At 60.2% G+C, this 12,782-nt stretch carries 16 protein-coding genes; 8 read left to right on the forward strand and 8 right to left on the reverse strand.

Features of this window, described 5'->3' with window-relative positions; genetic code table 11:
- Nucleotides 1-68 precede the first annotated feature (68 nt).
- The 7 genes from metX to ACA061_RS25295 all read left to right on the forward strand — a co-directional run bounded on the left by metX (nucleotide 69) and on the right by ACA061_RS25295 (nucleotide 5,120).
- Entirely contained in the window at nucleotides 69-1,208 is a 1,140-nt protein-coding gene (gene metX, locus ACA061_RS25265; RefSeq protein ID WP_150617841.1) for a homoserine O-succinyltransferase MetX, read from the forward strand.
- A gap of 7 nt (nucleotides 1,209-1,215) precedes the next feature.
- On the forward strand, nucleotides 1,216-1,836 hold the full coding sequence (gene metW / locus ACA061_RS25270) for a methionine biosynthesis protein MetW (RefSeq protein ID WP_210700611.1): 621 nt from the start codon (nucleotides 1,216-1,218) through the stop codon (nucleotides 1,834-1,836).
- Nucleotides 1,837-1,854: 18 nt separating this feature from the next.
- Nucleotides 1,855-2,289: a DUF4426 domain-containing protein gene (locus ACA061_RS25275; protein ID WP_497300237.1), complete on the forward strand. Its 435-nt coding sequence runs from the start codon at nucleotides 1,855-1,857 to the stop codon at nucleotides 2,287-2,289.
- On the forward strand, nucleotides 2,286-2,882 hold the full coding sequence (gene rdgB / locus ACA061_RS25280) for an RdgB/HAM1 family non-canonical purine NTP pyrophosphatase (protein WP_042561550.1): 597 nt from the start codon (nucleotides 2,286-2,288) through the stop codon (nucleotides 2,880-2,882). Before ACA061_RS25275 ends, rdgB begins: the two co-directional genes overlap by 4 nt.
- Entirely contained in the window at nucleotides 2,879-4,084 is a 1,206-nt protein-coding gene (gene hemW / locus ACA061_RS25285) for a radical SAM family heme chaperone HemW (RefSeq protein ID WP_497300238.1), read from the forward strand. The genes rdgB and hemW overlap by 4 nt, the downstream gene beginning before the upstream one ends.
- Before the next feature lie 35 nt (nucleotides 4,085-4,119).
- A complete protein-coding gene (locus tag ACA061_RS25290; RefSeq protein WP_150593591.1) occupies nucleotides 4,120-4,443 on the forward strand; it encodes a DUF3392 domain-containing protein in 324 nt (107 codons plus the stop codon).
- Nucleotides 4,444-4,574: 131 nt separating this feature from the next.
- Nucleotides 4,575-5,120 carry an RNA 2'-phosphotransferase gene (locus ACA061_RS25295; RefSeq protein ID WP_150601983.1) on the forward strand — a complete coding sequence of 182 codons (546 nt, stop codon included), beginning with the start codon at nucleotides 4,575-4,577 and terminating at the stop codon, nucleotides 5,118-5,120.
- A 111-nt stretch (nucleotides 5,121-5,231) separates the two neighbouring features.
- Here ACA061_RS25295 and trmB read toward each other — a convergent pair whose 3' ends face one another.
- The 4 genes from trmB to ACA061_RS25315 form a co-directional block, all read right to left on the reverse strand.
- On the reverse strand, nucleotides 5,232-5,957 hold the full coding sequence (gene trmB, locus ACA061_RS25300) for a tRNA (guanosine(46)-N7)-methyltransferase TrmB (RefSeq protein WP_008083818.1): 726 nt from the start codon (nucleotides 5,955-5,957) through the stop codon (nucleotides 5,232-5,234).
- Between the two features lie 8 nt (nucleotides 5,958-5,965).
- Nucleotides 5,966-6,760 (reverse strand): thiazole synthase, encoded by a 795-nt coding sequence (locus ACA061_RS25305; protein ID WP_150601984.1) that lies wholly within the window; start codon nucleotides 6,758-6,760, stop codon nucleotides 5,966-5,968.
- Nucleotides 6,761-6,820: 60 nt separating this feature from the next.
- A complete protein-coding gene (gene thiS, locus ACA061_RS25310) occupies nucleotides 6,821-7,021 on the reverse strand; it encodes a sulfur carrier protein ThiS (protein WP_210553466.1) in 201 nt (66 codons plus the stop codon).
- Nucleotides 7,022-7,245: 224 nt separating this feature from the next.
- Nucleotides 7,246-7,617 (reverse strand): DUF423 domain-containing protein, encoded by a 372-nt coding sequence (locus ACA061_RS25315; RefSeq protein WP_497300239.1) that lies wholly within the window; start codon nucleotides 7,615-7,617, stop codon nucleotides 7,246-7,248.
- Nucleotides 7,618-7,691: 74 nt separating this feature from the next.
- Between ACA061_RS25315 and mtgA the strand changes: the two genes are divergently transcribed.
- Complete coding sequence (mtgA, locus tag ACA061_RS25320; protein WP_150601986.1) at nucleotides 7,692-8,414, forward strand: monofunctional biosynthetic peptidoglycan transglycosylase; 723 nt, start codon at nucleotides 7,692-7,694, stop codon at nucleotides 8,412-8,414.
- Nucleotides 8,415-8,549: 135 nt separating this feature from the next.
- On the opposite strand, the gene rpoH is transcribed toward mtgA, so the two are convergent.
- The 4 genes from rpoH to ftsY all read right to left on the reverse strand — a co-directional run bounded on the left by rpoH (nucleotide 8,550) and on the right by ftsY (nucleotide 12,758).
- Nucleotides 8,550-9,404: an RNA polymerase sigma factor RpoH gene (gene rpoH, locus ACA061_RS25325; protein ID WP_042561557.1), complete on the reverse strand. Its 855-nt coding sequence runs from the start codon at nucleotides 9,402-9,404 to the stop codon at nucleotides 8,550-8,552.
- Nucleotides 9,405-9,517: 113 nt separating this feature from the next.
- On the reverse strand, nucleotides 9,518-10,543 hold the full coding sequence (ftsX, locus tag ACA061_RS25330) for a permease-like cell division protein FtsX (protein WP_497300240.1): 1,026 nt from the start codon (nucleotides 10,541-10,543) through the stop codon (nucleotides 9,518-9,520).
- Nucleotides 10,540-11,211: a cell division ATP-binding protein FtsE gene (ftsE, locus tag ACA061_RS25335; protein WP_150601987.1), complete on the reverse strand. Its 672-nt coding sequence runs from the start codon at nucleotides 11,209-11,211 to the stop codon at nucleotides 10,540-10,542. Before ftsE ends, ftsX begins: the two co-directional genes overlap by 4 nt.
- Nucleotides 11,208-12,758: a signal recognition particle-docking protein FtsY gene (gene ftsY, locus ACA061_RS25340; protein WP_497300241.1), complete on the reverse strand. Its 1,551-nt coding sequence runs from the start codon at nucleotides 12,756-12,758 to the stop codon at nucleotides 11,208-11,210. The genes ftsE and ftsY overlap by 4 nt, the downstream gene beginning before the upstream one ends.
- Nucleotides 12,759-12,782: the final 24 nt, after the last annotated feature.

Consider the following 12,782-nt stretch of genomic DNA (forward strand, 5'->3'; position numbering starts at 1 on the left):
CGATCGTTGCTTGCCGCTAACCCCCCCGGTCTTTAGACTTACGCCTCATTTCAACGAGAGCAGGGTCGATGCCAACTGCCTTTCCCGCCGATTCTGTTGGTCTGGTGACGCCGCAAACGGCGCACTTCAGCGAACCTCTGGCCCTGGCCTGTGGCCGCTCGCTGCCAGCCTATGACCTGATCTACGAAACCTACGGCACGCTGAACGCACAGGCGAGCAACGCCGTGCTGATCTGCCACGCCTTATCCGGCCATCATCACGCCGCCGGTTATCACAGCGCCGACGACCGCAAACCCGGTTGGTGGGACAGCTGCATCGGCCCTGGCAAACCGATCGATACCAGCAAGTTCTTCGTGGTCAGCCTGAATAATTTGGGCGGCTGCAACGGCTCCACTGGCCCGAGCAGCATTAACCCTGAGACCGGCAAACCGTTCGGCGCCGATTTCCCGGTGCTCACCGTGGAAGACTGGGTGCACAGCCAGGCGCGTCTCGCTGACCTGCTCGGCATCGGCCAGTGGGCCGCGGTGATCGGCGGTAGCCTCGGTGGTATGCAGGCGCTGCAATGGACCATCACTTATCCGGATCGCGTGCGTCACTGCCTGGCCATCGCCTCGGCGCCCAAGCTGTCGGCGCAGAACATCGCTTTCAATGAAGTGGCACGCCAGGCGATTCTCACTGACCCCGAATTCCACGGTGGTTCGTTCCAGGAAGCGGGTGTAATCCCCAAGCGCGGCCTGATGCTGGCGCGCATGGTCGGCCATATCACCTACCTGTCCGATGACTCGATGGGCGAGAAATTTGGCCGTGGCCTCAAGAGCGAGAAGCTCAACTACGACTTCCACAGTGTCGAGTTCCAGGTCGAAAGCTACTTGCGTTATCAGGGCGAAGAGTTCTCCGGACGCTTCGACGCCAACACCTATCTGTTGATGACCAAGGCGCTGGATTACTTTGATCCGGCGGCGAACTTCGACGATAACCTGGCGAAAACCTTCGAGAACGCCACGGCCAAGTTCTGCGTGATGTCGTTCACCACCGACTGGCGTTTCTCCCCGGCGCGCTCGCGTGAGCTGGTAGATGCGCTGATGGCGGCACGCAAAGACGTCAGCTATCTGGAAATCGACGCACCGCAGGGCCACGACGCCTTCCTGATTCCGATCCCTCGCTACTTGCAGGCGTTCGGCAATTACATGAACCGCATCACGCTGTGAGAAAGCCATGAGAGCTGATCTGGAAATCATCCAGGAATGGATCCCCGCCGGCAGCCGCGTCCTCGACCTCGGTTGTGGTGACGGCGAGCTGCTGACCTGGCTGCGCGACAACAAGCAGGTCACCGGTTATGGCCTGGAAAACGACGCGGACAACATTGCCCAGTGCGTGGCCAAAGGCGTCAACGTCATCGAGCAGGACCTGGACAAGGGCCTCGGCAACTTTGCCAGCAACAGTTTCGACATCGTCGTGATGACCCAGGCCCTGCAAGCCGTGCACTACCCGGACAAGATCCTCGACGAAATGCTGCGGGTCGGTCGCCAGTGCATCATCACCTTCCCCAACTTCGGCCACTGGCGCTGCCGCTGGTATCTGGCGAGCAAGGGACGCATGCCGGTGTCGGAGTTTTTGCCCTACACCTGGTACAACACGCCGAACATTCACTTCTGCACCTTTGAAGACTTTGAAGCACTTTGCCGCGAACGTGACGCGAAGGTCATTGATCGGCTTGCCGTGGATCAACAGCACCGCCACGGGTGGGCCAGTAAGCTATGGCCTAATCTGTTAGGTGAGATTGGTATCTACCGCGTGAGTAGCCCGGTGCTAGCAGATCACCAAATCGCGGTCTGACATTCGAGGAGAACGATCATGGGACGTTTGATTGGCACGCTGTTGGCGGCATGCCTGAGCTTTTCGGCAGTCGCCGCCGACGCGATCAAGGGCGCGCGCAAGGAAGTGTTTGGTGATGTCACCGTTCACTACAACACCTTCAATTCCACCTTTCTCACGCCTGACATCGCCAAGGCTGCCGAACTGATCCGCAGCAAGAACCAAGGCGTGATCAATGTCTCGGTGATCAAGGACGGCAAACCACTGGTCGCCAACGTCACCGGCACGGTCAAAGACCTGACCAGCAAAAGCGTGCCGCTGAATTTCCGCCAGGTCACCGAACAGGGTGCGATCTATTACATCGCCCAATACCCGGTGGAACAGCAGGAAACCCGCACCTTTGAAATCAAGGTGCAGAACGGCGACAAGATCAACACCATCAATTTCAACCAAGAACTTTTCCCCGGCGAATGATGAACCTCAAGCAGCTCGTACTGGCCAGCCACAACGCCGGCAAACTCAAGGAACTCCAGGCCATGCTCGGCGAATCGGTGCAACTGCGCTCGATCGGCGAGTGGAGCAACGTGGAGCCGGAAGAAACCGGTCTGTCGTTCGTCGAGAACGCGATCCTCAAGGCGCGCAATGCCGCACGCATTTCCGGGCTGCCGGCGCTGGCCGACGATTCCGGTCTGGCGGTGGACTTCCTCGGCGGTGCGCCGGGCATCTACTCGGCACGGTACGCCGACGGCAAGGGCGATGCGGCGAACAACGCCAAACTGCTCGACGCCTTGAAGGACGTTCCTGAGGCCGAGCGCGGCGCGCAGTTCGTTTGTGTTTTGGCACTGGTGCGTCACGCTGACGATCCGCTACCGATCCTCTGCGAAGGCTTGTGGCACGGACGCATGCTGACGGCTGCCAGCGGCGAACATGGCTTTGGTTACGACCCGCTGTTCTGGGTGCCGGAGCGCGATTGCTCCAGCGCCGAGCTGACGCCTGCCGACAAGAACCAGATCAGCCACCGCGCCCGTGCAATGGATCTGCTGCGCCAGCGTCTGGGCTTGAAATGACCCGCGACTCTTCTGCGTCGTCGCTGATAGTCGGCGGCGCCGCTTCTTCGCCTCGCGCTCCGCTGCCGACATTGCCGCCTCTTTCGCTATACATCCACATCCCGTGGTGTGTGCGCAAATGCCCGTATTGCGACTTCAACTCGCACACCGCCAGCCCGGTGCTGCCGGAGCAGGAGTACGTCGACGCGTTGCTGGCCGACCTCGATCAGGATTTGCATGCGGTCTACGGTCGCGAGATCAGCTCGATTTTCTTCGGCGGCGGTACGCCGAGCCTGTTCAGCGCCGAGGCGCTGGGGCGTTTGCTGGAGGGCGTCGAGCAGCGTATTCCGTTTGCTCACGACATCGAAATCACTCTGGAAGCCAACCCCGGGACGTTCGAGCAAGAGAAGTTCGTTGCGTATCGCAAACTGGGGATCAATCGCCTGTCGATCGGTATCCAGAGCTTCCAGCAGCAGAAGCTTGAAGCCCTCGGCCGCATCCACAACGGTGACGAAGCAGTGCGCGCCGCCGGCATGGCCCGTCAGGCCGGGTTTGATAACTTCAACCTCGACTTGATGCACGGTTTGCCCGATCAGTCGCTGGACGATGCGCTGAGCGATCTGCGCCAGGCCATCGAACTGAAGCCGACGCACATTTCCTGGTATCAACTGACGCTAGAACCGAACACGGTGTTCTGGAACCAGCCGCCGGTGCTGCCGGAAGACGACACGCTGTGGGACATTCAAGAGGCCGGACAGGCATTTCTGGCTGAGCACGGTTACGCGCAATACGAAGTGTCGGCTTACGCCCAACCCGGTCGCCCGGCGCGGCATAACCTCAATTACTGGAGCTTTGGCGACTTCATCGGGATTGGCGCGGGTGCGCATGGCAAGTTGAGTCATCCGGACGGCCGCATCGTACGGACGTGGAAGACGCGGCTGCCGAAGGACTATCTGAATCCGGCGAAAAACTTTCAGGCTGGCGAGAAATCGCTGACTAATGATGAGCTGCCGTTCGACTTTCTGATGAACGCGTTGCGCCTGACTGATGGTGTGGAGTCGCGCCTGTATCCGGAGCGCACCGGGCTGTCGCTCGACAGTCTCGCCGAGGCCCGCGCGGACGCCGAACAAAGCGGCCTGTTGCAGGTCGAACCGTCACGTCTGGCGGCCACCGAACGCGGACAATTGTTCCTCAACGATTTGCTGCAGAAATTTCTGAGCTGAGCCCAACGCCCAATGGCAGCCCTAAGGAAAAACCCATGGATTTGATACTCGACCTGCTCGCCACCGTCTCCCGCTGGAGCCGCAGCAACCTCTCGGAAATCGCCTTGGCACTGGTCGGCTGCCTGCTGGTGCTGTTCGGTGCCGACTTCAAAGGCTGGGTCGAGCAACGCTTGGGCAGCATTGCCGGCGCCCTGCGCGTCCCGCTGATGGCGCTGCTGTGCATGGTCGGTAGCGGCGCAGCACTGATCTACGCCACACCATGGGTGATCAAAGGCCTGAGCCAGTTCAACAACTACAGCCTGGCGCCGGTGTTGTTGGTGGTACTGGTGCTGATCGGCGTAGTCGCTGACCGCCGCTGAACTTTCAGCAACCCCAAAACAACTGTAGGAGCTGCGGCACGCTGCGATCTTTTGATCTTGAAAAACAAAATCAAAAGATCGCAGCGTGCCGCAGCTCCTACATGGGAATACGTCGAGAATCAGGGAAGTTCATGAGTAAGAAACTGCTGGACGAAACAAGTAAGTTTCTCAGTTTCGTGTTGCGTCACGAGCCTCAGGCAATTGGCCTGACGCTGGACTCCGAAGGCTGGGCGGATATTGAAGCGCTGATCAGCGGCGCGGCACGCAACGGTCGCACTCTCGATCGTGCGCTGATCGAAACTGTCGTGGCGAGCAGCGACAAGAAGCGCTTTTCCATTTCCGAAGACGCCCAGCAGATCCGAGCTGTGCAGGGGCACTCGACCAAGAGCGTCGAGCTGCAGCTTGAGGAAAAGCAGCCACCAGAAACGCTGTATCACGGCACGGCAACGCGCTTCATGGACTCGATCAACCAGCAAGGCTTGATCGCCGGATCGCGCCATCACGTGCATCTCTCGGCAGAAACCGACACTGCCTCAGCCGTAGGCCAACGCTACGGCACCGTGGTCATTCTGAAAGTCGCCGCGCAGCAGATGCAGGAACAAGGTTTCAAGTTCTATCAGGCCGAGAATGGCGTCTGGCTGACAGCACACGTGCCGGTCGACTTCATTTCCTCCTGACCACACCCCAAAAACAACGTAGGAGCTGCGGCACGCTGCGATCTTTGATCTTCAGAATCAAGATCAAAAGATCGCAGCGTGCCGCAGCTCCTACATGGTGTTGCGTGAGGCTCAGGACTGCTTTTCGAACTTCAGATCCCACACGCCATGCCCAAGACGTTCGCCGCGGCGTTCGAACTTGGTGATCGGGCGTTCGGCCGGGCGTGGGACGCACTTGCCGTCTTCGGCGAGGTTGCGGTAGCCCGGGGCGACGTTCATGACTTCCAGCATGTATTCGGCGTACGGCTCCCAGTCGGTGGCCATGTGCAGAATGCCGCCAACCTTCAACTTGCTGCGCACCAACTCAGCGAACGACGCCTGAACGATACGACGCTTATGGTGACGGCTCTTGTGCCACGGATCCGGGAAGAACAGCATCAGGCGGTCGAGGCTGTTGTCGGCGATGCAGCGGTTGAGCACTTCGATCGCATCGCAATCGTAGACCCGCAGGTTGGTCAGGCCCTGCGTCAGTACGCCATTGAGCAGCGCGCCGACACCCGGACGGTGAACTTCAACGCCGATGAAATCCTGATCCGGTGCAGCAGCGGCCATTTCCAGCAGCGAATGGCCCATGCCGAAACCGATCTCCAGCGAGCGCGGTGCCGAGCGGCCGAAAACCTGATCGTAATCCACCGGCGCATCGGCCAATGGCAGCACGAACAGCGGCGTGCCTTGATCCAGACCTTTCTGCTGGCCTTCGGTCATGCGCCCGGCGCGCATCACGAAACTCTTGATGCGGCGGTGTTGGCGCTCGTCGCCCTCTTCCGGCTGGATAGGCGTGTCGTTCGATTCAGTCATCTTGGCTCTTACTTGATCAGACCATCCAGCGGCGAAGAGGCGCTGGCATAGAGTTTTTTCGGCATGCGGCCGGCGAGGTAGGCCAGACGGCCCGCGACGATCGCATGTTGCATGGCTTGGGCCATCATCACCGGTTGACCGGCGTGGGCGATCGCCGAGTTCATCAGTACGGCGTCGCAGCCCAGTTCCATGGCGATGGTGGCATCGGAAGCGGTGCCGACACCGGCGTCTACCAATACCGGAATCTTTGCTTCTTCGAGGATGATCTGCAGGTTGTATGGATTGCAGATACCCAGGCCAGAGCCGATCAGGCCGGCCAGCGGCATGACGGCGATGCAGCCGATTTCCGCCAGTTGACGGGCGATGATCGGGTCATCACTGGTGTAGACCATCACGTCGAAGCCTTCCTTGACCAGCGTTTCGGCGGCCTTGAGGGTTTCGATCACGTTGGGGAACAGGGTTTTCTGGTCGGCCAACACTTCCAGCTTCACCAGATTGTGGCCATCGAGCAGCTCACGGGCCAGGCGGCAGGTGCGCACGGCTTCGATCGCGTCGTAGCAACCGGCGGTGTTCGGCAGGAAGGTGTAGCGATCCGGCGACAATACATCGAGCAGGTTCGGTTCGCCTTCGATCTGGCCCAGGTTGGTGCGGCGCACTGCGAAGGTGACGATCTCGGCACCCGAGGCTTCGATGGCCTGGCGGGTTTCATCCATGTCACGGTACTTGCCGGTACCGACCAGCAAACGCGACTGGTAAGTACGACCGGCCAGCACAAAAGGCTTGTCGCTACGAACGATGCTCATGGGGAATCCTCTTTAGGGGTGAGGGTCTTGCAGAATTCTGTGCCCTTGCGGGCCGCGCGACTAGCCGCCGCCGATGGCGTGCACCACTTCTACGTTGTCGCCTTCATTGAGCGTGGTGCTGGCATGCTGGCTGCGCGGGACGATATCCAGATTGAGTTCCACTGCTACCCGGCGTCCGGTCAGTTCCAGACGGGTAATCAGGGCCGCAACGGTTTCACCGTCGGGCAGTTCAAGGGATTCGCCGTTCAACTGAATGCGCATGCGCAATGCCGCCATCATTTTTAGGGGCTGGCATTCTAGCCCGATCAGACAGGGCGACCCAAGCCATTCGTCTTGAAACCCGCTGCCCCGGTGAATTGGCCAGGCCCCTGTAGGAGCTGCCGCAGGCTGCGATCTTTTGATGTTGTTTTTCAAAATCAAAAGATCGCAGCCTGCGGCAGCTCCTACAGGGAGCGGTTTCCGATCAGTTCAGGTCGGAGGGTGGGTCAGGTCAGGCGCCACGCGGCGAGGCCCAGGCACAGCCAGCCGATCAGGAAGGCGAGGCCGCCGAACGGGGTGATGATGCCGAGCTTGCTGATGCCGGTGGTGGTCAGCACGTAAAGGCTGCCGGAGAACAGTAGAATGCCAGCAGTGAAGGACACACCGGCCCAGGTGACCAGTCGGCCCTGAACATGCGTGGCCAGCAGCGCGACGCCGAACAGCGCCAGGGTGTGCACCAGTTGATAGGTGACGCCCGTGTGGAAAATCGCCAGATACTCAGGTGTCAGACGGCTTTTCAGGCCGTGGGCGGCAAACGCACCCAGCGCGACACCCGTGAAACCAAAAAAAGCGGCCAGCATCAAAAAGCCACGCAGCATTGGGAACTCCAGTCAGACTCGATCGGCAGGGTCTGTATAATGGCCCGCTCCACGGGTTCGGCCAAGCCATCTCTATGTTGCGTTCAATTTTCCGTCGTCTCACGAAGGCCCTGCTCTGGTTCGCGGGGGGCAGCGTATTGCTGGTGCTGATATTTCGCTTCGTACCGCCGCCGGGCACCGCGCTGATGGTCGAGCGCAAGGTCGAATCCTGGATCGACGGCGAGCCGATCGACCTGCAGCGCACCTGGAAGCCGTGGGACGAGATTTCCGACGATCTCAAGGTGGCGGTCATGGCTGGCGAAGATCAGAAGTTTCCCGAGCATTGGGGCTTTGATTTCAGCGCAATCCAGGCTGCTCTGGCGCATAACGAACTCGGCGGCTCAATTCGCGGCGCCAGTACGTTGAGCCAGCAAGTGTCGAAAAACCTGTTTCTGTGGGCCGGGCGCAGCTATCTGCGTAAAGGCCTGGAAGCCTGGTTTACTGCGCTGATCGAGGTGTTGTGGCCCAAGCAGCGGATTCTCGAGGTGTACCTGAACAGTGTCGAGTGGGATGACGGCGTGTTTGGCGCCGAAGCCGCTGCGCGACATCATTTCGGCGTGAGCGCGAAATCGTTGTCCCGACAGCAAGCGAGTTATCTGGCGGCGGTATTACCCAATCCGCGGGTGTGGAGTGCGAGCCATCCGACGGCTTATGTCGCGCGCCGGGCTGGCTGGATTCGGCAGCAAATGAGTCAGTTGGGTGGGACGAGTTATCTGCTGAGTCTGAATGATTCGCGGCGGGTGCCGTGGGCGCAGTGACTTCAAGATTCGGCAGCTCCCACAGGTGAATGCGGGTCCCGTGTAGGAGCTGCGGCACGCTGCGATCTTTTGATCTTCAAACAAAAACGCCCTGATCATCGCTGATCGGGGCGTTTTTTGTTGTCGAGGCGCCGGTTATGCGGCAATCGACAACTTGAGCTTGTTCATCGCGCTCTTTTCGAGCTGACGGATTCGCTCGGCCGACACGTTGTACTTCTGCGCCAGGTCGTGCAGCGTGGCTTTCTCTTCTGCCAGCCAACGCTGGTAGAGGATGTCGCGGCTGCGTTCGTCCAGCACTTCCAGTGCTTCGTGCAGGTTGTTGTTGGAGTTGTCGCTCCAGTCGGCATCTTCCAGTTGACGCGCCGGGTCGTACCGGTGGTCTTCCAGATAGTTGGCCGGCGACTGGAAAGCGCTGTCGTCGTCCGCTTCCGCAGCCGGGTCGAAAGCCATGTCATGGCCGGTCAGGCGACTTTCCATCTCGCGCACTTCCCGCGGCTCGACGCCGAGGCTTTCCGCCACACGGTGGACTTCCTCATTGTTCAGCCACGCCAGACGCTTCTTCTGGCTGCGCAGGTTGAAGAACAGCTTGCGCTGGGCCTTGGTGGTCGCGACTTTCACAATGCGCCAGTTGCGCAGGATGAACTCGTGAATTTCCGCCTTGATCCAGTGCACAGCGAACGACACCAGGCGCACACCCATTTCCGGGTTGAAGCGCTTTACGGCCTTCATCAGGCCGACGTTACCTTCCTGGATCAGGTCAGCCTGAGCCAGACCGTAGCCGCTATAGCTACGGGCAATGTGTACGACAAAACGCAGGTGGGCGAGCACCATCTGCCGAGCCGCCCCCAAATCCTGCTCATAATAGAGACTCTCGGCCAGTTCACGCTCCTGCTCCGGCGTCAGCAATGGAATGCTGTTCACGGTGTGCACATAGGCTTCCAGGTTTGCGCCTGGAACCAACGCGTACGCAGGTTGCAAAGAATTGGTCATACGAAAAAACCTCCGACTTACATACTCGTGCTTCTCAGCACTGCGAAAAATTGACCGGGAACTCAGGTACAAGTTCCCAAAAACCGTAAGGCCAATCACGCGCAAAAAAGATTCTACTTCGGCGCCAGCTCCCTGAGATGACGTGCGACTGCAATCCATGCACCGATATAACCCAACAGCACCGCGCCAAGCAAGAGCGACAGACCATCGGCAACTGGCACTCCGGCCAGCGCGAAATCACTGCCGTACAAGCCGGCCAGCCCAACCACCGCGTCGTTCAGCCAGTCGAGGCCGAACGCCAATACGCCCCAGGACAACAGCCCCGCACCGAAGCCATACAGCGCGCCCATATAAAGGAAAGGACGCCGTACATAGCTGTCAGTGCCGCCGACGAGTTTAATCACTTCTATCTCTGTGCGGCGGTTTTCAATATGAAGACGAATGGTATTGCCTATCACCAAAAGTAATGCAGAAACCAGCAGCACTGTCAGACCGAAGACAAAACGATCGCCGAGCTTGAGGATGGCGGCCAGACGTTCGACCCAGACTAGATCAAGTTGCGCCTGTTGTACCTTGGGCAGCTCGGAAAGTTTTTGTCTTAATGCTTCCAGCGTGGTCTTGTCGACCTCGTTCGGCGTCACCAGCACAACGCCCGGTAAAGGGTTTTCCGGCAGCTCGCGCAGGGCTTCGCCCAATCCCGACTGCCGTTGAAACTCTTCCAGCGCCTGATCGCGCCCGACATATTCAGCATCAGCTACGCCGGGCATGCCTTTGATCTGTTCGCGCAACGACTCGCCCTGCTCCGGGCTGGCGTCGAGTTGCAGGTACAGCGAGATCTGCGCCGCACGCTGCCACGATCCGCCGAGACGCTCGACGTTATTGAGCAACAGCGAAAGGCCCATCGGCAGGCTCAGCGCCACTGCCATCACCATGCAGGTGAAGAAACTGCCGATCGGCTGCTTGCCGAGACGACGCAGGCTGTCGAGCAGGCTGGCGCGATGGCTTTCGACCCAGGCGCGGAACAGCGTGGCGAAGTCGGGGCCGTCATCATCGTCGTGTTTTTTCTTCTTTGCCGGTTGCGGATCGGCGGCCTTCGGGGCCACGCGCTCGGAAACCTTCGGACTGCGAGTGGCACTCATACCCCGGCCTCCCCGTCGCCGATCAATCGGCCGCGTTGCAGGGTCAGCATGCGGTGACGCATCCGGGCGATCAGCGCCAGGTCGTGACTGGCGATCAGCACGCTGGTGCCCAAACGGTTGATGTCTTCGAACACGCCCATGATCTCGGCCGCCAGACGCGGGTCGAGGTTACCGGTCGGTTCGTCCGCCAGCAGCAGGGCCGGACGGTGGACGATGGCGCGGGCGATGCCGACGCGCTGTTGCTGACCGGTGGACAAGTCGCCTGGGTACAGACTGGTTTTGTCCGACAGCGCCACGCGCTCCAGCGCCGAATCGACCCGCTTGGCGATTTCGGCCTTGGACAGCCCGAGAATCTGCAACGGCAACGCGACGTTGTTAAACACCGTGCGATCGAACAGCAACTGATGGTTCTGGAACACCACGCCGATCTGCCGACGCAGGAACGGAATCTGCGCATTGCTGATGGTGCTCAGGTCTTGCCCGGCGAGCAGCAGCTTGCCGCTGCTCGGACGCTCCATCGCCAGCAACAGGCGCAACAACGTGGATTTACCGGCACCAGAATGGCCGGTCACAAACAAGAACTCGCCACGACGGACTCGAAAGCTCAGCTCATGCAAGCCGACGTGACCGTTCGGGTAGCGTTTACCGACCTGTTCGAAACGAATCATGAACGCTCCCGCTCGGCAAAGAGTGCCTGGACAAAGGGTTCGGCTTCAAAGGTACGCAAATCGTCGATGCCTTCACCGACGCCGATATAGCGAATCGGCAGACCGAACTGCTTGGCCAGGGCGAAGATCACCCCACCTTTGGCGGTGCCGTCGAGTTTGGTCAGCGCCAGGCCGGTCAGTTCGACGGTCTGGTTGAATTGCTTGGCCTGGTTGATGGCGTTCTGACCGGTACCGGCGTCGAGTACCAGCAGCACTTCGTGCGGCGCGTCGGCGTCGAGCTTGCCGATTACGCGGCGAACCTTTTTCAGCTCTTCCATCAGATTGTCTTTGGTGTGCAGACGACCGGCGGTGTCGGCGATCAGCACGTCGATGCCACGCGCCTTGGCGGCTTGCACGGCGTCGAAGATCACCGAAGCGGAATCGGCGCCGGTGTGCTGGGCAATCACCGGGATCTTGTTGCGTTCGCCCCAGACCTGCAATTGCTCCACCGCAGCAGCGCGGAAGGTGTCACCGGCGGCCAGCATGACTTTCTTGCCTTCCAGCTGCAGTTTCTTCGCCAGTTTGCCGATGGTGGTGGTCTTGCCGGCACCGTTGACGCCGACCACAAGGATCACGAACGGCTTGTTCTGCGACACGATTTTCAGCGGCTGCTCGACCGGTTTGAGCATCGCAGCCAGTTCGGCCTGCAGGGATTTGTACAACGCATCGGCGTCGGCAAGTTCCTTGCGGGCGACTTTCTGGGTCAGGCGCTGGATGATCTGTGTAGTGGCTTCGACGCCAACGTCGGCGGTCAGCAGACGGGTCTCGAGGTCGTCGAGCAGCTCGTCATCGATGGTTTTGCGACCGAGGAACAGGCTGGCCATGCCCTCGCCAATGCTGGCGCTGGTTTTCGACAGACCTTGCTTGAGGCGGGCGAAGAAACCGGCTTTGGTTTCTTCGGTGCGCGGGGCTTCGACGGGGGCTTCGGTAACCACTTCGACCGGCAAGACCGGGGCAGCAACGACGGGGGCAGGTACTGGCTCGGGCTGTTGAACGATTGGCGCAGCAGGAGCAACAACGGCCGGAGCAACGGGCTCGGAAGCGATAGTTTCAGTGACTGGTTCTGCAACAACGGGCGCTACAAGCACCGGCACAGGCTCGCCAACCGGCTCAACCACAGGCGCCGGAGCGACCTCTGAAACAAACGCAGCAGGCGCAGGAATCTGCGGGGTGATATGCGGCGCAGCCTCTTCAACCAACGCCACCGGCTCTTCCGCCACTGGCAAGGTCAGCCATGGCTCAGCCGCCGAAGTCAGCGGCAGCTCAGCCGCCACAGGCGCTTCAGGCTCTGGTTCTGGCTCAACCGGTTGCAACACCGGCTCGGCAATCGGCAGCACAATCGGAGCCGGCTCTTCTTCTATTGAAGGAGCAGGCGCCGGGGCCGGTTCAGGAATTGCGGGCGGCTGTTCGACGACGGGTTCCTGCGGTTTCTTACGCAGCCATCCGAACAGGCTTTTCTTCTCGCCAGCCGCAGCTGGGGTCTTCTTGTCGTCGTTGGAACCAAACATGGAGGACGGCTATCTCACGGTAGC

It is taken from the genome of Pseudomonas sp. LBUM1668, from assembly GCF_059695715.1.

Excerpts from the sequence above, each read along its gene's own strand:
- metX (WP_150617841.1), top strand. The coding sequence starts at position 69 with ATGCCAACTGCCTTTCCCGCCGATTCTGTTGGTCTGGTGACGCCGCAA.
- metW (WP_210700611.1), top strand. The coding sequence starts at position 1,216 with ATGAGAGCTGATCTGGAAATCATCCAGGAATGGATCCCCGCCGGCAGC.
- ACA061_RS25275 (WP_497300237.1), top strand. The coding sequence starts at position 1,855 with ATGGGACGTTTGATTGGCACGCTGTTGGCGGCATGCCTGAGCTTTTCG.
- rdgB (WP_042561550.1), top strand. The coding sequence starts at position 2,286 with ATGATGAACCTCAAGCAGCTCGTACTGGCCAGCCACAACGCCGGCAAA.
- hemW (WP_497300238.1), top strand. The coding sequence starts at position 2,879 with ATGACCCGCGACTCTTCTGCGTCGTCGCTGATAGTCGGCGGCGCCGCT.
- ACA061_RS25290 (WP_150593591.1), top strand. The coding sequence starts at position 4,120 with ATGGATTTGATACTCGACCTGCTCGCCACCGTCTCCCGCTGGAGCCGC.
- ACA061_RS25295 (WP_150601983.1), top strand. The coding sequence starts at position 4,575 with ATGAGTAAGAAACTGCTGGACGAAACAAGTAAGTTTCTCAGTTTCGTG.
- trmB (WP_008083818.1), bottom strand. The coding sequence starts at position 5,957 with ATGACTGAATCGAACGACACGCCTATCCAGCCGGAAGAGGGCGACGAG.
- ACA061_RS25305 (WP_150601984.1), bottom strand. The coding sequence starts at position 6,760 with ATGAGCATCGTTCGTAGCGACAAGCCTTTTGTGCTGGCCGGTCGTACT.
- thiS (WP_210553466.1), bottom strand. The coding sequence starts at position 7,021 with ATGCGCATTCAGTTGAACGGCGAATCCCTTGAACTGCCCGACGGTGAA.
- ACA061_RS25315 (WP_497300239.1), bottom strand. The coding sequence starts at position 7,617 with ATGCTGCGTGGCTTTTTGATGCTGGCCGCTTTTTTTGGTTTCACGGGT.
- mtgA (WP_150601986.1), top strand. The coding sequence starts at position 7,692 with ATGTTGCGTTCAATTTTCCGTCGTCTCACGAAGGCCCTGCTCTGGTTC.
- rpoH (WP_042561557.1), bottom strand. The coding sequence starts at position 9,404 with ATGACCAATTCTTTGCAACCTGCGTACGCGTTGGTTCCAGGCGCAAAC.
- ftsX (WP_497300240.1), bottom strand. The coding sequence starts at position 10,543 with ATGAGTGCCACTCGCAGTCCGAAGGTTTCCGAGCGCGTGGCCCCGAAG.
- ftsE (WP_150601987.1), bottom strand. The coding sequence starts at position 11,211 with ATGATTCGTTTCGAACAGGTCGGTAAACGCTACCCGAACGGTCACGTC.
- ftsY (WP_497300241.1), bottom strand. The coding sequence starts at position 12,758 with ATGTTTGGTTCCAACGACGACAAGAAGACCCCAGCTGCGGCTGGCGAG.